The sequence below is a fragment of the Virgibacillus ainsalahensis genome (assembly GCF_055380755.1).
Window position 1 is genome coordinate 303,313 of record NZ_AP043943.1, and the last position, 22,397, is coordinate 325,709.

The 22,397-nt window shown below is 36.9% G+C and carries 20 protein-coding genes; 16 read left to right on the forward strand and 4 right to left on the reverse strand.

Annotation, left to right across the window (positions count from 1 at the left end; all coding sequences use genetic code 11):
* Window positions 1–68: 68 nt before the first annotated feature.
* The 3 genes from ACZ427_RS01340 to ACZ427_RS01350 all read right to left on the reverse strand — a co-directional run bounded on the left by ACZ427_RS01340 (window position 69) and on the right by ACZ427_RS01350 (window position 3,210).
* Entirely contained in the window at window positions 69–950 is an 882-nt protein-coding gene (locus ACZ427_RS01340) for an IS3 family transposase (protein ID WP_464883459.1), read from the reverse strand.
* A gap of 26 nt (window positions 951–976) precedes the next feature.
* On the reverse strand, window positions 977–1,285 hold the full coding sequence (locus ACZ427_RS01345) for a transposase (RefSeq protein WP_464883502.1): 309 nt from the start codon (window positions 1,283–1,285) through the stop codon (window positions 977–979).
* Window positions 1,286–2,100: 815 nt separating this feature from the next.
* Window positions 2,101–3,210 carry a C40 family peptidase gene (locus ACZ427_RS01350; protein WP_461176395.1) on the reverse strand — a complete coding sequence of 370 codons (1,110 nt, stop codon included), beginning with the start codon at window positions 3,208–3,210 and terminating at the stop codon, window positions 2,101–2,103.
* Between the two features lie 326 nt (window positions 3,211–3,536).
* Here ACZ427_RS01350 and ACZ427_RS01355 point away from each other — a divergent pair, with 326 nt between their 5' ends.
* The 16 genes from ACZ427_RS01355 (at window position 3,537) to ACZ427_RS01430 (ending at window position 21,251) form a co-directional block, all read left to right on the forward strand.
* The gene (locus ACZ427_RS01355; protein WP_461176396.1) at window positions 3,537–4,292 is read left to right on the forward strand and encodes a YveK family protein; all 756 of its coding nucleotides are present in this window, start codon (window positions 3,537–3,539) and stop codon (window positions 4,290–4,292) included.
* A complete protein-coding gene (locus tag ACZ427_RS01360) occupies window positions 4,267–4,965 on the forward strand; it encodes a CpsD/CapB family tyrosine-protein kinase (RefSeq protein WP_461176397.1) in 699 nt (232 codons plus the stop codon). Before ACZ427_RS01355 ends, ACZ427_RS01360 begins: the two co-directional genes overlap by 26 nt.
* A gap of 253 nt (window positions 4,966–5,218) precedes the next feature.
* Window positions 5,219–5,983, forward strand: a complete 765-nt coding sequence (locus ACZ427_RS01365) for a tyrosine-protein phosphatase (RefSeq protein ID WP_461176398.1) — start codon at window positions 5,219–5,221, stop codon at window positions 5,981–5,983.
* Window positions 5,984–6,502: 519 nt separating this feature from the next.
* Window positions 6,503–7,174 carry a response regulator gene (locus tag ACZ427_RS01370; RefSeq protein WP_461176399.1) on the forward strand — a complete coding sequence of 224 codons (672 nt, stop codon included), beginning with the start codon at window positions 6,503–6,505 and terminating at the stop codon, window positions 7,172–7,174.
* 138 nt (window positions 7,175–7,312) lie between these two features.
* Window positions 7,313–7,942 (forward strand): LuxR C-terminal-related transcriptional regulator, encoded by a 630-nt coding sequence (locus tag ACZ427_RS01375; protein ID WP_461176400.1) that lies wholly within the window; start codon window positions 7,313–7,315, stop codon window positions 7,940–7,942.
* Between the two features lies 1 nt (window position 7,943).
* Entirely contained in the window at window positions 7,944–9,770 is a 1,827-nt protein-coding gene (locus tag ACZ427_RS01380; RefSeq protein ID WP_461176401.1) for a polysaccharide biosynthesis protein, read from the forward strand.
* Window positions 9,771–9,812: 42 nt separating this feature from the next.
* Window positions 9,813–11,039: an O-antigen ligase family protein gene (locus tag ACZ427_RS01385; RefSeq protein WP_461176402.1), complete on the forward strand. Its 1,227-nt coding sequence runs from the start codon at window positions 9,813–9,815 to the stop codon at window positions 11,037–11,039.
* A 99-nt stretch (window positions 11,040–11,138) separates the two neighbouring features.
* Entirely contained in the window at window positions 11,139–12,356 is a 1,218-nt protein-coding gene (locus ACZ427_RS01390; RefSeq protein ID WP_461176403.1) for a lipopolysaccharide biosynthesis protein, read from the forward strand.
* A gap of 58 nt (window positions 12,357–12,414) precedes the next feature.
* Window positions 12,415–13,782: a phenylacetate--CoA ligase family protein gene (locus tag ACZ427_RS01395; RefSeq protein WP_461176404.1), complete on the forward strand. Its 1,368-nt coding sequence runs from the start codon at window positions 12,415–12,417 to the stop codon at window positions 13,780–13,782.
* A 31-nt stretch (window positions 13,783–13,813) separates the two neighbouring features.
* A complete protein-coding gene (locus ACZ427_RS01400; protein ID WP_461176405.1) occupies window positions 13,814–14,827 on the forward strand; it encodes an NAD-dependent epimerase in 1,014 nt (337 codons plus the stop codon).
* Window positions 14,827–16,107 carry a nucleotide sugar dehydrogenase gene (locus ACZ427_RS01405; protein ID WP_461176406.1) on the forward strand — a complete coding sequence of 427 codons (1,281 nt, stop codon included), beginning with the start codon at window positions 14,827–14,829 and terminating at the stop codon, window positions 16,105–16,107. Before ACZ427_RS01400 ends, ACZ427_RS01405 begins: the two co-directional genes overlap by 1 nt.
* A gap of 338 nt (window positions 16,108–16,445) precedes the next feature.
* Window positions 16,446–17,669 (forward strand): DegT/DnrJ/EryC1/StrS family aminotransferase, encoded by a 1,224-nt coding sequence (locus ACZ427_RS01410; protein WP_461176407.1) that lies wholly within the window; start codon window positions 16,446–16,448, stop codon window positions 17,667–17,669.
* A 43-nt stretch (window positions 17,670–17,712) separates the two neighbouring features.
* Window positions 17,713–18,204 carry a GNAT family N-acetyltransferase gene (locus ACZ427_RS01415; protein WP_461176408.1) on the forward strand — a complete coding sequence of 164 codons (492 nt, stop codon included), beginning with the start codon at window positions 17,713–17,715 and terminating at the stop codon, window positions 18,202–18,204.
* A gap of 56 nt (window positions 18,205–18,260) precedes the next feature.
* Complete coding sequence (locus ACZ427_RS01420; protein ID WP_461176409.1) at window positions 18,261–19,448, forward strand: ATP-grasp domain-containing protein; 1,188 nt, start codon at window positions 18,261–18,263, stop codon at window positions 19,446–19,448.
* A 39-nt stretch (window positions 19,449–19,487) separates the two neighbouring features.
* Window positions 19,488–20,126 carry a sugar transferase gene (locus ACZ427_RS01425; RefSeq protein ID WP_461176410.1) on the forward strand — a complete coding sequence of 213 codons (639 nt, stop codon included), beginning with the start codon at window positions 19,488–19,490 and terminating at the stop codon, window positions 20,124–20,126.
* A gap of 18 nt (window positions 20,127–20,144) precedes the next feature.
* On the forward strand, window positions 20,145–21,251 hold the full coding sequence (locus ACZ427_RS01430) for a glycosyltransferase family 4 protein (protein ID WP_461176411.1): 1,107 nt from the start codon (window positions 20,145–20,147) through the stop codon (window positions 21,249–21,251).
* Between the two features lie 684 nt (window positions 21,252–21,935).
* Here ACZ427_RS01430 and ACZ427_RS01435 read toward each other — a convergent pair.
* Window positions 21,936–22,397 (reverse strand): hypothetical protein, encoded by a 462-nt coding sequence (locus tag ACZ427_RS01435; RefSeq protein ID WP_461176412.1) that lies wholly within the window; start codon window positions 22,395–22,397, stop codon window positions 21,936–21,938.

Sequence of the window (22,397 nt, forward strand, 5' to 3'; positions counted from 1 at the left end):
GCGCGACTCTCTCCAAGTCGCTTGGATGCCTCTGCGTAAGGGAACGAATCATAAACCGATGCGTTCCCTTACGCAGAGGTTTTTTGTTCATTTTCGATCTCTGCTTTGTGGCCCATTTCATAGATCTTTTCTCGTTCCATTGGGCTCAAATAATCAATTGACGAATGCATACGTTTCTCGTTATAAAATTTGATGTAAAATTGAATTGCTAACATAGCTTCAGCTTTTGTGGGAAATACATGCTTATACAAAAATTCTTTTTTTAAAGAAGCGAAAAAACTCTCCACACAGGCGTTATCATAGGGATTCCCCTTCCGGCTCATACTGACTTTGGCAACAGATTCTTCAAGCGTGTTCAAATAAGCGTTAGCACAGTATTGAGATCCTCTGTCTGAATGGTGGATTAATCCTTCCTCAGGCTGACGTAGGGCAATTGCTTCCTTTAAGGCGTCCAGCGAAAGCTGCTGTCCCATGTGATCATCCACTCGATAGCTAATTATCCGACGTGCATAAAGATCCATAACCGGATTTAAGTACAGAAACCCTTCCCCTGTATGAACGTAGGTAATATCTGTCGCCCAAACCTGATTTGGTGCTTCGGGCTCAAATTCTCGATTCAAATGATTCGAAAAGGTCGGCTGTTTGTGACCTGAATCGGTCGTGTGAACGAACTTTTTCGGCGGCGTGGCATAAAGATCCAACTTCCTCATCCGGTTCGTCACTTTCTTTTTAGAGACATCAATATTGTCCCGGTCACGAAGCTTTTTGTGAATGCGCGGACTCCCATAAAAACCATGATTATCATGATAGTGAAAAAGAATACGCTCATCCAAATAACGATTAAACGCTTCTCGCTCTGTTTCCGCCCGTTCTAACCGTTTCACATATTCGTAATAACCAGAAGTCGACACACCAAGAACTTCGCACATCTTCGTAACGGTGTGCTCCATGCGATGATCATGGATAAATGCGAACCTTACTCCTTTTCCTGCGTGAAGATGTGCATCGCCTTTTTTAGAATCTCATTCTCCTCTTCCATTTCCAATCTATTTTGACGTTCCTTTTCATACAAATCCTTATATTCCGAGGCCGTGAGCAGTTGGTTCTGCTTCTCTTTCTCCGCCTTTTTTTGCCTGTCTCTATACGCCTGAACCCATCTCCTTATAGTTCCATAAGGGATATCCAGCTTATTACTTATGTCAGTTTGTTTGTGACCGTCCAGTACAACCATTTTCGTCACATATTCCATAAACTCAGTGCTATAAGTCTTGTATTTTTCAGCCATAGTGAACACGTCCTTTTAGATTTAGGTTTGATTAAAACATGGATCAATCCCTGTGTCCACTTTTTATACTAACTCTAAAACAGCACCGCCAATTCGAGCGAGCACCAATCGAAATCGAGCAACGCACCAGCATCACCAAAGCCAGAACACTTCCCATTAAGTCAGCACTCCCCCAATAACCGGCCTTTAATTAACAAAAACCCATCTATTAAAAACCTTAAAACCATATCCAATCAAAGAACTGCCCCAGTACTAAATCGAGCGGGGAGGGGGGGACAGAGGGACAGGTCCATCGTCCCAGCGAACGCCGGACACGAAGCCATGAACGCAGAACATCACGCCGCGACCGCAGGACTACCCAGCATGAGCGCAGGATGACACGTTCCGACCGCAGGACTACCTGCCCTGAACGCAGGACATCATGCCTCGACCGCAGTACTCCACATCATGAACGCAGTACTCCACGTCACGAGCGCAGAACTCCCCACCATGAACGCCGGACGCCAAGCCAGAACGCGTCCTATTAAGTCAGCACTCCCCCAATAACCGGCCTTTAATTAACTAAAACCCATCTATTAAAAACCTTAAACCCATACGGACCGAAGCAACCGCACCCAATCTTAAATCGAGCGAGCAGCAGTCCAATTCGAGCGGGCGCATCACCAAAACGAGCGAGCCGAAGCTTATATCGAGCGACAGCCACAAGCACCACACCCCGCCCACAACCGCCCAACCAGGGGGGACAAGGAACCTGTCCCCCCGTCCCACACAAAAAAAGACTCCAGCCCCCGCCAGAGTCTTCTAAACCAAAACTATTAATATAACCGCTTATAACTATGAAAATGCTTACCCCAATAATATGGATCGTTCACATCAGAGATAGTTACGCCAGTGCTGCTGCCTGCGTGGATGAATTTGCCTCCGCCCAGGTAGATTCCCATGTGGGAGATGCCTGCTCTGTATGTACCTTCAAAGAATACGAGATCTCCTACTTGTGGGTTGTTCACGGTGTAAGAACGGTTATAGTATCCATCTGTTGATGTACGTTTGATATCATCCTTGCCTGCCTGCTTGTATGCCCAGTAGATGAAGCCACTGCAGTCAAAGCCGGATGTTGATGTTCCGCCCCACGTATAAGGTGTGCCCATTTGGCTTTTCGCTGAGCTGATTAGCTTATCAACATTGTAGTCCACATCTGCAGACGATGAGCCGCCGCTTGAGCTTGACCCGGATCCAGCGTTGGAGCTTGATCCAGAAGACGAACCAGATCCAGAACTAGCTTTCCCACCAATGTTCAACTTCTGACCAATCAGAATAAGATCAGAGCTCAAGTTGTTCCAGCTCTTCAAATTGGAAACACTCACACCGTTGTTTGATGCGATCCTAGACAAAGTGTCACCAGATTTAACGGTATATACCGATGATGAAGCCGTTGATCCGCTGCCACTACCTGAGGAGCTTGAGCCTGAGCTTGAGGAACTGCTTCCAGATGAGCTGGATGAGCCTGAAGCACTTACCTTAAATACGTTCCCTGGATAGATTAATGTTGTGTCGAGATCATTCCATTTCATTAAATTGCTTATAGAAGTGTTATATTTTGAAGCAATGCCGCTTAATGTATCACCGCGTTTAACGGTGTAAGTAGATGATTGACTAGTAGAATTAGAGTTTGAATTAGAACTGCTGGAACCTGAATTGGATGATTTCGATGTCTCGATGACCTGATTTGGAAAAATGAGGTTGCCTGACAAACTATTAATCGATTTCAGTTGGGAAACGCTGGTGCTGTGTTTTTGTGCGATTGACCATAGCGAGTCCCCGCTTTTTACCTTATAAGACGCTGCGTCCACTTCTTCTGCCGCGAAAATTGCGGTTGCTATTGCTGCCGATGCAGTCACCGACATCATCATTTTTTTGTTGGCCACTCTGTTTTCCCCCTATTATATGTATCTGTTTTTTCTGCCAAAATTAGTAGAAATTAACAATATTATATCTTTTTTCTATCAATTTTAATAGGTAGATAGATGATTTGTAATGGGAATGTAACGCAACTGTAATATATCTTGTGGAAAAACCGATGAATATCGTGAAATCACAGAAAGGGGGCATCAAGAATGTATAATTTTCCACAAAATATAAAAAACGTGTACGATAACCCCCAGAAATGTGATATAATCTCTTACTGTAATGTCGAAGGATAGAACTAATAACATAGATTATCAATAACAACTAGGAAAATGGAGGTAACAACATGGAAGAAACAATTTCCCTGAAGGAGATATTCGGGGTTATCAAAAAGCGTCTGCTGATGATTATCGCATTCGTATTGGGGGCTGCACTGATTGCCGCGGTCGTCAGTTATTTTCTATTAACACCGACCTATGAATCCAGCTCACAGTTTCTCGTTAATCAAAGCAACCCAGATCCAGCTCAAGAATTTACACAAAATGATATTCGTACCAACGTCGAACTTATCAATACGTATAATGTAGTTATAAAAAGTCCAGCCATCTTGGATCAGGTTGTTGAAGAATTGAGTCTGCCTTATAGCGCAGGCGCACTTAGTGAGAAAATTCAGGTCGCCAGTGAGGAACAATCACAGGTGGTAACCGTAACGGCAACTGATGAAAATCCGGCAATGGCAGTGGATATTGCCAATGCAACGGTTGGCATCTTCCAAAATGAAATTCCAGATATTATGAATGTCGATAATGTCAGCATCCTGACAGAAGCGAGCCTGAGTGAGAATCCATCACCGGTTGCACCGAACCCAGTCCTGAATATCGCGATTGCTGTCGTGTTGGGCGCAATGGTTGGTGTCGGCCTGGCATTCCTATTAGAATACCTGGATAACACGGTAACAACCGAAGATGATATCGAGAAGCATCTTGGTCTGCCTGTACTTGGTGTGATCTCCCATATCAATGATAGTGAAGTTCGAGGGAATCATCTGACATTCCAGCCGAGAAGGAGTGAGTATAATGGCGCGCAAAAAAAATCAATCTAAACCGAGTAAAATAAGGCATCTGATTACGAAACTGAACCCGAGGTCGCCGATTTCTGAACAGTATCGTACAGTGAGAACGAATCTGCAGTTTGCGTCTGTTGATGATGACCTCCAATCCATGATTGTAACATCCTCCGGTCCTGGGGAAGGGAAATCGATGACAACAGCGAATCTGGCAGTTGTCTATGCACAACAGGGAAAAAATGTGCTGTTGATCGATGCAGATATGCGTAAACCGACCGTGCATTATACCTTCCGTATGGATAATTTAAGAGGCTTAAGCAGCATTCTTGTTGGTGAAACAACGATGGCTGAGACGGCTGAAGCGTCGGATATCGATAATCTTGATCTGATTTCCTGTGGTCCGATTCCACCAAATCCATCCGAGTTACTGGCATCCAAAAAGATGGAAATGCTGTTAAAAGAAGCGAAAATGTCCTATGATCTTGTTATCATTGATACACCACCCGTTCTGGCGGTAACGGATGCACAGGTGCTTGCGAATATGGTGGATGGCTCATTGCTCGTCATCCGAAGTAAACATACAGAATCAGAAGCAGCGGAAAAAGCGAAGGAAGCATTGGAACCAGCAAAGGCAAAATTGCTTGGTGCTGTTCTGAATGACCGTGAGAAGAAAGCTTCCAATTATTACTACTACTATGGTACAAACTAATCGAAAGGCTCCTGGCATTACAAGCTTGGAGTCTTTCTAGTAGCATAAAATTCATCCTGATTAAGTCAAATCTATCCTATGAATAACTGTTACAATCTGTTATACTACTTTTTGGTTCTTTTGACCTAACCAACGTAAAGAAATCTTAATAGAAAAGCATGCAATCGTAATGTAAAAGATTGTCATAATTTGATATACTATATGTTAATATATTCACAATTACCAAAAACTGCCAAGATTGGAGGTAAGGCTGATGATTGATATACATTCCCACATATTGCCCGGTGTTGATGATGGGGCAAAGACGGAAGAAGACAGTATGAAAATGGCAAGGGAAGCTGTTTCTCAAGGAATCGATGCGATTATCGCCACACCCCATCACCGTAATGGAAAATATGACAATGAGCGTGCGAGCATCATGCAGCATGTCACTATCCTGAATGAACTGTTCGCCAAAGAAGACATCCCGCTCACGGTATTGCCCGGCCAGGAAGTCCGGATCAATGGGGAAATGATCGAGGAAATCGAAACAGGAGGAATTCTGTCATTAAACGAGACGAAATACCTGTTTGTCGAGTTCCCATCCGGCCATGTACCGAGATATTCCAGCCAGATGCTATTCGATATCCAGGTAGCAGGCTATACGCCGATTATTGTCCACCCGGAACGGAATCAGGAGCTGATTGAGCATCCAACCAAGCTATATGAATTTGTGAAAAAAGGTGCACTTACCCAAGTGACCGCAGCGAGTGTTGCCGGGAAATTCGGGAAGAATATCCAGAAATTCTCCAACCAGCTGATTGAAGCAAATCTCACCCATTTCATCGCTTCTGATGCACATAATACAACATCACGCGGTTTTTGTATGGATGAGGCATTCAAGAAAATCAATAACGAATTCGGCAGTGAAGCTTCCTATATGTTCATGGAAAACAGCCAGCTGCTTATAGACAATATGAACGTCAACCGCATGGAACCATCCATGGTAAAGAAAAAGAAATTCCTTGGGTTGTTTTAATTAAGAAATAAACTGTTGCTATATTGGCCGCAGTCGGAATACACTTCGCTTTCCGTGGGCGGCTGGTGAGCCTCGGGCCAACACGATGTTGGTCACATAGGCGTTGCCCCAGGACGGGGCGTTCTTAGCCTATGTTCCTTAATTCGCACTCCGGGGTCTCACCGATGCCTTTTCTCCCGCTGTAGTCTTCGTGTATTTCCTCCGCTGGTTAGTGTACTGCAACTTATAGCATTTATTTATTGCTTCATTGCAATCACATATAGCCGTGCAGTTTTATGATGGTCGATTGGAGCTGCGGACCGTTGACTCCAGCGGGAACAGCACGAGACTGAAGACCCCGCAGAGTGGGTTTCTCGAGGAGGCTGAAGCCGTGCCCGCGGAAAGCAACGGTCCGCAGCGGAAATCGACATAGCAGTTACGTCGATTTACAACTATAGCGAATGCCAACTACGGACTATATAGCAACACCTAGGGAAGAGAAACTCTTACAGCTAACTTTTATTAAAAGGGGCAGTTAGTATGATTAAAGTTATGCTGGTGGATGATCAGCGTCTGTTCAGCGAAGGGGTTCATGCCATACTGAAGCGAACAGATGATATCAAAGTCGTTGGAATGGCGGCAAATGGGCAAGAGGCCGTCCAGAACATCGATGAATGGCAGCCGGATGTCATCTTAATGGATATCCATATGCCAAAAGTTGATGGAATCCGGGCAACAACCCATCTGAAGGACAATTACCCGGATGTGAAAATCATCCTCTTAACCACATTCGCAGAAGAAGACCTGATCATCCTGGGCTTACGAGCAGGGGCGGACGGATTTCTATTAAAAACGCTGGACGGGAAGCGCCTGACCCGTTCGATTCGCGATGCTTATGATGATCAGCTGGTGATTTCGGGTAAAGCTGCAAAGATACTGGCCCATAAAGTCAGTACATTTACATCGAACAGAAAAGAAATTCTTGGTGAAAAACTCAAATACCGTGATGTCAATCTGTCAAAAAGAGAACTGGATATTGCCTACCTGTTAATGGATGAGCTGACCAATAAGCAGATTGCACAGAAACTTTACTTAAGTGAAGGAACGGTTAAAAACTATTTGAGTGAAATCTACCATAAGTTGAATATCCGTCAGCGGAAAGGCGTTATCATCTACTTCAAGGGATTGTTCAGCAAAAATACTACGGAATGAAATGGTGACTTTTTCATCATAAAGTCACTAAAAACATGACCGCCAAATGGCTTACGATAGGGAAGTATGTAACTAACCTCTCAGAATAGGCGGTCATAAAGAATGATATATGTCCAATGTGTTACGAAGAATGAATATATGAATAAGCTTGTCTACGAAATAAATGAACAATCGACAATGTACGTCTCAAGCTATGAGAATTACCATAAAGGGATGCTGGAGGTTTTGGAATATACCTCTGCTGACAGTGTCGTTATCGATATCGACACTCTCGAACCCGGTGAAGTTCTATCCTTTACGAAAGAATTACAGCAAAAAAGGAAAAAGATCATCATACTAACAGAAAAAACAAAGGATGTTCACCTGCTAGAATATATCGAAGCAGGAGCCGACAGTATGATAGATAAAAACGACCCAATCGAACGAATAATCACAGCAATTCAATCGGAACATGCCGTATTCTCGCCAGACATCATTCCACTGTTCATGAAAAAATACAACACCGAACAGCAGATAAACAAGAATATGTTTGCCACTCGCTTAAAGCAGAATAACATCGATTTAACGCAAAGAGAGCAAGATGTTGCCTTTCTATTAAAAGAAGGCTTAAAAAATGAAGCAATTGGGCGTATACTAGGTATCGGAGAGGGAACGGTCAGTGTACATATTAGTGGTATAAATAAGAAAATTGGCAGGAAACAGCGAAGAGCAGTGATTCAACTGCTTGGAGCGATGATGTCTACAACCATCACAGAAAGGAGTCAGTAACGTGACGTACAAAAAGAGACTGACATTACTCATCTTACTAGATTCAGTTATCGTCAGTACAGCTATCTTTATCGCAGCATGGATTGTCTATCCCCATACAAATGTTATCGCATTGGATGCCATGATCATCAGCGCAGTTGCACTATTAATCTTTCATCATATTTTTGCGTTTGCATTCAATTTGTATAACAAGGTATGGGCTTATGCGAGTGTCGGCGAGCTTGTTGCGATTGTCCAGGCGATAACCCTGTCGATTATTGCCGCAGGGATTGTCCAATTCTTCGCCAATGACTTCTCACTATATTCGAGAGCACTTCTCGTGACATGGCTTTTGCATATTATCCTCATTGGTGGTTCACGCTTTGTATGGCGGGTGTTCCGTGACAGATACATAGCGAATACAAAGAATCAAAAACGTACCCTTATTGTAGGGGCAGGGGCAGCTGGGGCGATGATTGCCCGCCAGTTGAAAAACGAGCATGAAAATGCGGAACTAAACCCGGTCGCATTTGTCGATGATGACCTTACAAAGCAGAAAATGCAGGTGTACAATCTTCCGGTTGCCGGGATGGTAAAAGATATCGAAAACGTCGTAGAAAACATGGAAATTGAACATATCGTAATCGCCATTCCATCATTACGTAATGGTTCCTTAGAGAAAATTGTCAATGAATGTAACAAAACCAATGCAAAAGTGCAAATGATCCCGAAAATCGAGGACCTTATGACAGGAAAGGTATCTGTCAGCAACTTGAAAAATGTCGAAGTCGAGGACTTGCTTGGACGAGACCCAGTGAAACTCGATATTGACACGATATCCGAATACGTCACTGGCAATACGGTCATGGTCACCGGTGCAGGCGGTTCGATTGGTTCGGAAATCTGCCGTCAGCTGATGCGGTTTAGCCCAAGTAAAATTGTCCTTGTCGGCCATGGGGAATTCAGCATTTATAGTATTGATATGGAACTGAAGCAAAAATACGGCGATACCGAAACCGAAATCTTACCAGTCATTGGTGACGTCCAGGATCGGGACCGCATCTTTGACATCGTGCACAAGCATCAGCCAGCCATCATTTATCACGCAGCAGCACATAAGCATGTCCCATTAATGGAATACAATCCGCATGAAGCGGTAAAAAATAATATCATCGGCACGAAAAATGTCGGAGAAGCTGCCGATACATTCGGTGTCAGCAAGTTTGTGCTTGTATCGACCGATAAAGCAGTTAACCCAACCAACGTAATGGGCGCAACTAAACGAGTGGCTGAAATGGTGATCCAGGACCTGGCAACTCGAAGCGCCACGAAATTCGTAGCTGTCCGATTCGGGAATGTTCTCGGAAGCCGTGGCAGCGTCATCCCGCTATTCAAGAAACAAATTGAAAAAGGCGGCCCGGTTACCGTAACGGACCCGGAAATGACCCGTTACTTCATGACGATTCCAGAAGCATCCCGCCTTGTGATTCAGGCAGGGACCCTTGCAAAAGGTGGAGAGATCTTCGTGCTTGATATGGGTGAGCCTGTGAAAATTGTAGATTTGGCTCGAAACCTTATTAAACTATCAGGCTATACGGATGATGAGATTCCAATAGAGTTCGCTGGTATTCGGCCTGGAGAAAAGATGTATGAGGAGCTTCTTGGGGATGAGGAGGTTCTGCCTGGTGAGGTTTATGAGAAGATTTATGTGGGACGCACGGTTGAGGTGGATCCGGAATTAATCATTGGATTGATTGAAAGAATAGATAGCTTCGATGCATTGAGCTTGAAGGATGAATTGATGAAGATTGTGTATATGGAACAGACAACGATTGCTATGAAAGGTTAGGAAAGATTCTATATCATATAGATGATGTAAAACAATATACTGATGAAATGGTTGCTGTTAGGTTGGTGGTTAAGTGTGAACAATAGAATAAAAGAGGTATTAAGACCAAAAGTAAACTTTTGGGATATTATTTTAATAATAGGTGTTATAGCTGCTCCAATGACAACCTTGCGAGTTGGTAAAATTGGAATATCAGAATTATTTCTTTTTGTTTGGTCATTTAAAATTCTAATTAACCTTAAATTTAAAATTAAAATAAATTATTTTATATTATTTTGGTTCTTATTCGATATTTTTCTGTTAATGGGGCTTAGTTATAGATATCTAAATTCAATATATACAGGATCTTTTTTAAGTGAATCAATTACATTTGTATTTTTTAATTTTATTATTTTAGCTTTTTCTCAATATTTTCGGCTCACATCTTATGATAAATTAATTAGTGTTCTTAAGAAAATATTTCTGTATGGCTTCATAGTTTATTTTTCATTATATATATATTCAATCCTTGTAAGTCAAACTTTACTGGGTTATCCGTTATGGTACTTTGGGGAAAGATTATCCTTATTAGCAGACAATCCACATCAACTAGTATTTCTTTTAGGTCCATTAGTTTTGGTGGGGTTATTTTTACTCTCAATCAACACTTATAATAATATCTCTGTAAAAGCACATGTATTTGTAATGATAGTTTTATTATTATGGATGACCATGGAAACAAAGTCATCTACAGTTATTGCAGTCTTTACGATGCTTGTTGCTTATATATTATTCACTAGTATTAGGGGCGGGAATAGTCCCAAAAAACAAATATTATTTTTAGGTATGAAGATTGCTTTTTTAGTATCATTAATAATGATATTTATAAGTCCAATAATTGAAGGTGTCATAATCTTTATTAATAGTGATGTAAATGGTATCGGAAGAATAAAATTATGGTGGGAAGGAATTGGAAATATTTGGGCTAGTCCAATCGTTGGGTTGGGTCCTGGAGCTCATATAAATGTCGGCAATTCATTTGGAGAAGCACATAACACCTATATAGATATTGCATTGAGAAGTGGATTATTAGGCATGTTTGTATATGTGGTTTTACTAGGATGGTCTTTATATAAGACTAGAAAGAATGTGTTTGCTACAAGCATTGTTTTATTTTTTGTTTTATATGGAATGGCAGGTTACTCCATTAGAAGAGTAACATTATGGTTCTTTATCATGGTTGTTGTATATATTTGCAAGAAAAGAACAATCGGTGTTAACAGTAGTTAATCGTTATTGGATTTTATAAAGATATAAAGTAACCGTCAAATAATCTGACAAAGAAAAAATATAATTAAGTTTTATATAAGGAAAGAAGAATGATATTAAATGTCAAAAATACAAAAAGCATTTGCGTATACATTTTTCTCTAACGCTTCTTACGCAGTAGTGCAATGGATATTACTGGTAATTATAACTAAATTTGGTACTGCTAATGACGTAGGAAACTTTACTTATGCGCTATCTTTGACTGCCCCCATTATTATGCTAGCTTCACTAAAGTATGATGGTTATATAAAGACACATTCCTTTGATGATAATCAAAGACGAATATTTATAGTGTTCAGAGTAATTATTTCAATTTTATCAACAGTATTGTTTATTCCTTTTATTTATTATTTAGAATCTAACATATTGTTAGTAATTATTGTTTTTATAGTTTTGTTATATAAAACTATCGAATCTATGACTCAATTAAAATACTCATTTTTAATTCAAGAAAATAACATTGATTATATGAATAAGTCTAAAATAAGAAGAACATTATTAGTAATTATTTTTGTTCCAATCACATTTATAATAACAGAAAGCCTATTGTTGTTTGTGTTAATAAATTTAGTAATGTTTACTATAGATTTGCTTTTAATTAAAAAGATTAAGTTCAAAGGGTATTTAATAAATGGAATTTCAGTAATACAAAAAACAAATATAAAAAAATATGGTATTAATTTTATACCTTTTGGACTTTCACTTTTTTTAGTCTCAATTAATGCAAATGCGACGCGATATTTAGCTAGGGCTGAATTCGGGGTAGAGGAAGTAGGCTTTGTGGCAAGTTTATCTTACTTTATAATAGTGGGAAATATGGTGATAAACTCTTTATATACTGTAAGTTCTTTTAGTATGAGAAAACAACTTGATAATCATGTGGAAAAATTCAAGGGAATGTTTTATAAGTATTTGGTACTAGTCATTCTAGTCGGTATAATTGGAGTTATTTGCGCAATTGTATTAGGAGATGAATTTTTAGTTTATATTTACAGTATTAACTTTTCAGGAATGGATAATGAATTTATTATTATTATGGTTACTGCGCTTTTTCTATATTTATCGTCCTACTTACAGCATATCTTAACATTTATGAATCAGTTAAACATACAAATGTGGGCTGTCCTTCTGGGCTTGGCATTACAAATTACAGCTTTTTATTTGCTGAAAGATATGGGGACTATTGCGATTTACCTGGCATATATGGCTTCTGCTATTGGAACGGCTGTAATTTTATATATTACTACGATAAAACAATTAAAAATTCGTACAAGATGAATGAAAAACAATAATTTAAAACATTACTGTAACATTGGAAATTTAAGGAGGCTGCAAAATGATTGATCTCAAAGCAACAGTTTATGATAAAAGCCCAATAGTTATTCAGCATTTATTAACCACAATTAAAGGTTATGAATTTAAAAAAAGAAGATATAATGACTCGTACTTCAAATATTTGAATTATTACCAAAATATAGAAGATGTATATAAAGAACAAGAAATTCAAACACGTAAATTATTAATCCATCTAAAATACAACATTCCTTTTTACAAAAGATATCTACAAGATTTTAACGACAGAGATTTAGATATAAATGTATTACTGAAGTTGCCTATAATTACAAAAGAGGATTTAAGAAGAAATATAGATGATCTTGTAGATCCTAATCAGAAAAATCCACATAAAAAGGAGACAGGAGGAACTACAGGTAAGAGTTTAAATGTATATTCAAGTAAAGAGGATGCAGGTAAAAGATCAGCTTATTTAGATTATTTTAAAAGAAAACATGGAGTCAATACTTTTAGTAAAAGAGCAAGTTTTACAGGGAAGGAAATAATTCCATATAAGCAAAGTAAAAAAGTCTTTTGGAGATATAATAAAACAATTAACCAACTTCTTTTTTCTGGTTTCCATGTGAGTGAGAAGAATATACCTTACTATATAAAATCTTTGGAAAGGTTTAAACCAGTGATGATTGATGGTTTTCCTTCCTCAATATATAGAATTGCAAAATACATAAATTCAAATAATATTAAGTTAAATTTTAAACCTATATGTGTCTTTCCAACAGCCGAAACCTTATTAGACCATTATAAAAGTGAAATTGAAAAGGCATTTGACTGTCCAGTTAGAAATCAATATGCATCAAGTGAGGGGGCCCCCTTCATAACAGAATGTAAAAAGGGCAAATTACACTTGAACATTGAAACAGGTTATTTCAATCTAAGACCATATAATACTGAAGAAAATTTATATAATCTAATAGTTACTAGTTACTTAAATTACACTACACCAATTGTTCAATATAATATTGGGGATATTGTAGAATATACTAAGGACCAGGATCTGTGTGAATGTGGAAATAGATCTCACTATGTTAAAAGGATACTAGGGAGACAAACAGATTACCTTTTGTCTAAGAATGGGAAAGTTACATCTGCTCACATGTCTAATGTAATTAAGAGTGCACCAAATTCTATAATTGCATGCCAATTTATACAAGAAAAAATGGGTGAAATAATTGTCAATTTGGTTGTAGATAGTACAAAGTATAAGGAATCGGATAACAATAAAATTATTGAGTCATTAAAATATCGTTTTGGAAATGATATTTTAATTAAATTCAATTTTATGGAAGAGTTACAAAAAGAAAATAGTGGGAAGACGTTGTTCTTGAAAAACTTATTGAAAGAAAGCAAATAATATTATTTAAGAGAATTGAGGAGTTTTAAATATGTCCAAGATTTTAGTTACTGGTTCAGCAGGATTCATAGGTTCACACTTATCAAAGAGATTACTTCAGGAAAGTCATCAAGTAATTGGAATAGACAATGTAAATGATTACTATGATCCACAATTAAAAGAAAACAGAATAAAGCAGATAAATAATGAAAACTTTACCTTCGTAAGAACGGGTTTAGAGGACTTAGATACAATCAATAAAACCTTTGAAGAATATAAGCCAGAAATAGTAATTAATCTTGCAGCACAGGCAGGCGTACGTTATAGTCTTGAAAATCCACATGCCTATATAAATTCTAATATAGTAGGATTTACAAATATTCTTGAAGCATGTCGCCATTATAAAGTAGAACATCTAATTTATGCTTCTTCAAGTTCCGTATACGGCGCGAATACAACAAAACCATTTTCGACTAGTGATAATATTGACCATCCATTAAGCTTATATGCAGCAACGAAAAAATCAAATGAATTAATGGCACATACATACAGTCATTTGTATGGATTACCAACAACAGGCTTACGTTTCTTTACTGTTTACGGCCCATGGGGACGGCCAGATATGGCATTATTCCTATTTACAAAAGCAATAGTGAACGATGAGCCAATAGATGTATTTAACCATGGAAATATGATGAGAGATTTTACGTATGTAGATGATATTGTTGAAAGTATTACTAGATTAACGAATAGGCCAGCTGAGCCAAATCCTGAATGGTCAGGTGCTAATCCGGATCCAGGGTCAAGTTATGCTCCATACAAAGTATATAATATAGGAAATAATAGTCCTGTTCGATTGATGGATTTTATAGAGGCAATTGAAAATAAACTTGGTAAAACAGCAAAGAAAAATTTCTTACCACTTCAAGCTGGTGATGTACCGGAAACGTATGCGAATGTAGAAGATCTTTTCAGAGATATTGATTTTCAACCACAAACATCCATTCAAGATGGGGTAAATAAATTTATTGATTGGTATTTAGAATATTATGGGGTGAAATTATAATGGAACAAACAATAGCAGTCGTAGGATTAGGATACGTAGGGTTACCACTAGCAGTATCCTTCGGCAAAAAACAAGATATTATCGGTTTTGATATAAACCCAAAAAGAATTGAAGAGTTAAAGCAAGGTTATGATAGAACGAATGAAGTTGAAACAGAAGATTTGAAAACAACAACTGTGGAATTCACTTCAAATCCAGCTGATTTAAGTAAAGCAAATTTTGTTATTGTGGCAGTACCAACTCCAATTACGGAAAATAAACAACCTGATTTAATGCCTTTGCTCAAAGCCTCTGAAACAATAGGGGAAAACATATCAAAAGGTACAATCATTGTTTATGAGTCTACAGTTTATCCAGGAGCAACGGAGGAAGAATGTGTTCCAGTATTAGAGAATGCATCAGGAATGAAATGTGGAGATGATTTCTTTATTGGCTACTCTCCAGAAAGAATCAATCCAGGGGATAAAGAACATACATTTACAACAATTACGAAGGTTGTCTCAGGTCAAAATGAAGAAGTCCTAGAGACTATTGCTAATGTATATGGATCAGTTGTAGATGCTGGTGTACATAAAGCAAGCTCTATCAAAGTAGCAGAGGCAGCAAAAGTAATTGAAAATACACAACGTGATTTAAATATCTCACTGATGAACGAACTCTCGGTAATTTTTGAAAAGCTTAATATTGATACAGCAGAAGTATTAGAAGCAGCTGGAACCAAATGGAATTTCCTAAACTTCTCACCTGGATTAGTTGGTGGACACTGTATTGGAGTAGATCCGTATTACCTAACATATAAAGCACAAAAAGTTGGCCATCATCCTGAAATAATTCTATCAGGACGAAAAACGAATGATAATGTAGGTAAGTTTATTGCAACATCATTAATTAAACAAATGATCAAGAAAAACATGCCTATTCAAGGTTCTACTGTTACGATTCTTGGATTTACATTTAAAGAAAATGTACCAGATTTACGTAATACGAGAGTGATAGATATAGTAAAAGAATTAGAAGATTTTGGTGTGAATGTACAGATTACAGACGCATATGCAGATAGTGTGGAAGCGTATGAAGAGTATGGCGTAGATTTATTATCATATAATGAGTTAAAACCAGCAGATGCTGTAGTTTTTGCAGTTCCTCATGAAGCTTATTTAGCAGAAGGATGGGGGATGTTTAATCAGTTGTTGAAACATGGTAAAGGCGTTGTATTTGATGTGAAGTCGAAGTTGAATAAAAATAAATGTCCTGACAAGATGAACTTGCTAAGATTATAATCAAAGAAATTGTGCAGTTTAGCATGGGGTTAAATATGTAAGTTCTAATGTAAAATTAAGGCTTGTGTAAGAACAATCAAAATAATATCACTGAGTATTTGATCTATTAAAAAATGATGTGTTGATACATAACTGCCCAATAAAGTACTACTAGTCTTCTGAAACAAATTCAGATGCGAACGGCAAAATTAATCCATATAAATTTGATGAATGGCAATGCTTAATATTCAAAGAAGGATTTTGATAATAACAAAGGCAATTTTGATTTCTTTAATTTAATTACTTGTAAAGAGAGAAAAATTTATTTAAAAAATTTAAATAAAGCGAGGAAGGCTGAAATGACTGAATCTAGTTCAAGAAATATTCCCTTTTCACCGCCAGATATCACTGATGCTGAGATAGAAGAAGTTATAAAAACAATGAAATCTGGATGGATTACAACTGGTCCAAGAACAAAAGAATTTGAAAGAAAAATAGCTGAGTATGTTGGTACAAATAATGCTGTTTGTTTGAATTCTGCTACAGCGGCTATGGAACTCACTCTCCGTATTCTGGGTATTGGTCCTGGAGACGAGGTTATTACTTCAGCATATACGTACACAGCAACTGCTTCAATTATAGATCATGTTGGCGCAAAAATTGTATTGGTTGATACTGCTCCAGATTCTTTTGAAATGGATTATTCCAAGCTTGTTGATGCAGTTACTGAAAAAACAAAAGTTATTATTCCTGTTGATATAGCAGGGAAAATGTGTGATTACGATGCAATATATGAAGTAGTAGAAAGCAAAAAAGAACTCTTTAAAGCCAAAAATGATATTCAAGAGTTATTTAATAGAATAATAGTCATGACTGATGCTGCTCACGCTTTTGGAGCTGAAAGAAACGGAACGAAATGTGGAGAAGTTGCAGACTTCACATGTTTTTCATTCCACGCAGTAAAAAATCTGACTACAGCTGAAGGTGGTGCAGTAGTTTGGAGAAATGGCTTAGGGTTAGAGGATGAGTGGCTTTATAAACAATTCATGCTATACAGCCTTCATGGTCAGTCAAAAGATGCATTATCAAAAACACAAAAAGGTGCATGGGAATATGACATAGTCTATCCGGCTTACAAATGTAATATGACAGATATTACGGCTGGGATTGGTTTGGTGCAATTAAATAGATATGAAAGTCTTATGAAAAGACGTAAAGATATAATCAAAACGTATGACAAAGCTTTAGCACCATTAGGGATTCAGTCGTTAAAGCATTATGATGAGGGATTTGCTTCTTCAGGGCATCTATATTTAGTGAGGATACCTAATATTGGAGAAGCGGAGAGAAATGAAATAATCGTTCAGATGGCTGGAGCAGGTGTAACTTGTAATGTCCATTATAAGCCATTACCTATGTTTACTGCATATAAGAATTTAGGGTTCGATATTAAGGATTATCCAAATGCTTATGATATGTATAAGAATGAAATTACATTACCACTTCATTCTTTGTTAAGTGATGAAGATGTGGAGTACGTCATTGAATGTTTTAAGAGAGTTTTAGATAAGGAGACAGCGTGATTCTATAGTTTATTTCACCTATATTAAGAGAGGGGGAAATTAGATGAATATAATTTTTGAACAGGTGCTTCCAAATGAATATAAAAAAATATCTGAGGTATACGAAATAATTAAGTTAAGTGGAGAGTATATGTTTAAGGAACAAGGATTAGTTCATTGGCGGTCTCCGTATCCGGTAGAAGCTATTAAGAAGAATTGCCAAGAACGAAAAGTGTTTCTAGCCAAGGACATTGAAACAAACATCTATGTGCATACATTCCAATTGGAATGTATAAGCTCTTCATTAAATGAATCTCATGTAGCTATTATAAATAAGTTTGCTACACTTCCTGAATTTGAAGGAAGAGGTATTGGAAAGTTAAGTACCGATTACATTGAAGAATACTGTCGCGATAAGAATGTAAAAAAAATCAGTTTGGATGTTTTTGACAAGAGTGAACATGCAATTAGGTTTTATAATAGAAGAGGTTTTGACATTACAGGTACTAAGCAGACTAAGCATTTCACTGTATACATAATGGAAAAGGACATTTAAGTTAATAAAATCTAATAAGTAGAATAATTTAGTGCTAAATGAGGACTGATCTTTCAATGAAAAAAATTCTTATAATTGGTGCTGGTTTCCTTCAAGCTTTTCTTATTAAAAAGGCTGTAGAATTGGGATATTACACCATAACAATAGATAAAAATCCAAATTCAATTGGATTTAAATACGCTGATGAATCTCATGTTGTAGATATTGTTGATCAAGAGGAATGCTTAAAGTATGCACAAGCAAAAGAGATTGATGGAGTTATAACTGCAGCAACAGATTATGGGGTGCTCTCTACAGCGTATGTTGCTGAAAAAATGGATCTACCTGGTCTAAACTATGAAGTGGCCAAGATTATCAAAGATAAATATATGGTGCGTCGTATATTGTATGAAGAAAAGGTGGATGATATATCTCAATATTATGAAATAAGTAATATAGGTACACTTGTTAAAATATATGATACTATTCATTTCCCTGTGATGGTAAAACCATGTGATGGATCAGGGAGTAAGGCTGCCAAAAGAGTTGATTCAATTTTAGATTTGAAAGATGCCTGTGATAATGCAATAAAAAATTCTTTGAAAGGAAAAGCCCTGATAGAAGACTTTGTCATAGGGAAAGAATATGGAGTTGAATCTTTTGTCTACAACGGAAAGACTCATGTACTTGGAGTTATGGGCAAATATATGACTGACCCACCCGACTATGCAGAATTAGGACATTACATGCCAATTCAATTACCAATTGAAAAGAAGGTAGAAGAAGTAGTAAAAAAGGCTATTAAAGCTTTAGGTATAAATTTTGGTGCAGTGAATATGGATGTATTAGTCACAAAAGATAATCATGTTTGTATTATTGATATTGGAGCTAGAATGGGCGGAAATCTAATTGGATCACATATTATTCCTAATGGTACAAACTTCGATTATATGGGAAGCCTAATTCGAACAGCTGTTGGAGATTCAATAGAGTATGAACCCCAAAAATCAGGGTTAAATGTCGTAACAAAATTGCTGGCTTTAAAGCCAGGAAGAGTATTGAGTTTGCCAAATCTCCAAGAAATCAAAGAGAAATGTCAAGTTGATATTAACCACCATCTCCAAGTTGGAAGCGTGATTAGAGAATACCATAATAACTTAGATGGTTGTGGTTATGTCATTTCAATTGCAGACGATATAAGTGAAGCTGAAATGCGAGCTGAACAAGCTAAACATTTAATTGATATAAGTATTGTAAGAGAGTAGTCAATAAGTGACTTTAAGAACATTGTTAGGGGAGAAAGTATGTATAAAAATTTCTTGAAACGAATTCTTGACATTATAATATGTTTTTTTGGACTAATAATCTATGTACCATTATATATAGTTGTAGGTTTATTAATAAAATTTGAAGATAAAGGACCAATATATTACAAAGCCGATCGAATTGGAAAAGATAGTAAGTCTTTTAAAATGTATAAGTTTCGCTCAATGAAGGTTGATGCACCAATTAAGCTTAATGCCGATGGAAGCACCTATAACGCCAAGGATGATCCGAGAGTAACAAGGATAGGTAAACTAATTAGGGAAACAAGCATTGATGAGACTCCCCAGATAATTAATGTCTTGAAAGGCGATATGAGTATAATTGGACCACGAGCTAGTCTTGCAAGTGTTCTTGAAACGTTTCATAGTGATGAAATTGACAAAATGAAAATCAGGCCGGGGATTACTGGTTATACACAGGCATATCATAGAAACGGGTTATCTAATAGAGAAAAGCGACTAAAAGATGCATGGTATGCTAATAATGTAAACTTTTGGCTGGACGTTAAAATTTTCTTTAAGACTCTTTTAACCGTTTTTAAAAGAGATGGGCTTTATACTAATGAAGGGATTAAAACGGAAGCAAAAGAAGAGAAAAAAGCTTCCAAAAATTTATGAATGACTGTGAGGTATAATATGAAAGTTGGGATTTCTGCAATTCGAACGAAAAACATCAGCATAAATAGACATGAACTTGTGTCAGGTTTAAAAAATTTAGGACATGATGTAACATATATCGGTCAAGAATCCGACGATAATATTCATCCAGATTATGAAAGGTATAATGTACAATTCTTATCTATCCCTTTAGGTAGAAGTAATACAAACCCTTTTCGAGAGCTTAAGTCTATAAAAAAAACTAAACAGGTTCTTCAAGAGAATAAAATAGAAACCTTAATTGCATATGGAATAAGAACTTTTCCAACAATTGTCTTAGCAGCAAAATTAGCTGGAGTAAAAAAAGTGCTATGCGTTGTAAATGGTTCAGGGCGACTATTTCAGATGAAAGGAATTAAGGGGTTCCTAGTAAAGTCCATTTCATATCCAATGTTATGGCTATCTTTTCTTATGGCTAATAATATATTGTTTCAAAATCCGGATGACTTGAAGATGATTAAAAATAAAGGGTTATTGTTAAGAGATAATTTTGACATTGTAAATGGCTCTGGTGTTAATTTGGATACATTTAAATTTGCACCTCTAGAAAGAAAACCTGTTTTTACCATGATAAGCAGATTGACAGGAGATAAAGGTGTGAATGAATATATTCAAGCAGCTAAGACTGTTAAAAGTTTTTATCCAGAAGCTGAATTCCATTTAATAGGACCTATGGATAATACTGACTCATCTCTAAATATTAATGAGTTATATAAATCTGTTGATAATGGAATTATAACAATGAAAGGAAAGGTTGAAGATGTTAGAACATATTTAAATAAAAGTAGATTCTTTGTCTTACCTTCATATCATGAAGGGACACCCCGAACTGTACTGGAAGCCATGTCAATGGGTAGACCAATTATAACAACTGACACAACGGGGTGTCGAGAAACTGTTGTTGAAGGTGTTAATGGATTTAAAGTACCAGTGAAAGATGTTAAAAGCTTATCTGATAAAATGGTATGGATGATTAACAATCCAACAGAAGTTGAAAATATGGGTAAAGAAAGCCGGAAAATATGTGAAGAAAAATTTGATGTACACAAAGTAAATAACAAAATATTAAATACGATTGGTCTTTAATATTTTGTTATTCTCTTTTAATGGTATCATGAAACCCTTGATTCGCCATCCGGTTTTCCTTAAAGAAGGGATTTAATCGAGTTTTATAATACTAGCTCCTTCTAATCTATACATTGGAGAAGGCATATCCAGAAATACAGAACAGTTCTGGGGTCAGTCCCTACTACGTTAATTTGCTAAACTGTCAAAAGAAAGGGCAAATATAGGTTAGTGTTTAAAGCTTATATTTATGCTAATTAAACCATCCGCTGTGATAAATAGACTAAGGGATGGTTTTTCATGCATCAACTTATATATAAGTGACTATTGATCACGGCCACTGAAATGTCCCACCTATGACATATTATTTACCACTGAGTGCCAGGTTGTTTACCAACTCACTATATAATTAGTGAGCACACTTATTGTGTGACACTTTTTATATAGGTGGTTTTTTGTTTGATTTATTATCGGAGGAATTTTGGAATTACGAATGAACCTATTTTACGCTCACTAATAGAGAGTTACTTTACAATTTCTTTTTCGTAATCGGAAAATGTTAAACTATTAAGCGGTGTCAACTTTGTAGTCGTAATCCAAATACCTTCTATAATTATCCCTTATTTTGAAGAACAATATCGAGGTGAACAGTCAAATAATTCTTTAAATAATAGGGTTTTTCTTAATACAGATTCATGATAGTTCTTAATCATCGCTAAACAGTATAGTTAAAATAACACTTACAATAATGTAGCCATATCCTAAAAACAACGGTACAAGGAATAACCAGACATAATTTATTACTGTTAATAACCAGCAGTCTTCTAAGTTGGATTTCATAAGCTGATAAACAATTGTAGTTAATACAATCAGCAACCCAGTAAAAAGTGCAGTTGATAATGTATTAATAAACTGTCTTTTTGAATTTTTTGATGTTTTTAATTTCATCCCGAATTTTTTATCCGAAACCGTAGCGAATATACTTAAACTTGTTCCTATAAATCCGACACTGATTGAAACGAACAAGAGGACAGAATCTAATGTTTTAGTAAAATCAACTAGATTATGATTAAATACATAAGTTCCAATAAGAAAACTAAACCCTAACGATAAAATGACAATAATTGTGATTTTTTTATTATGTTTTAATGGCTTCTTCTTTTTCAC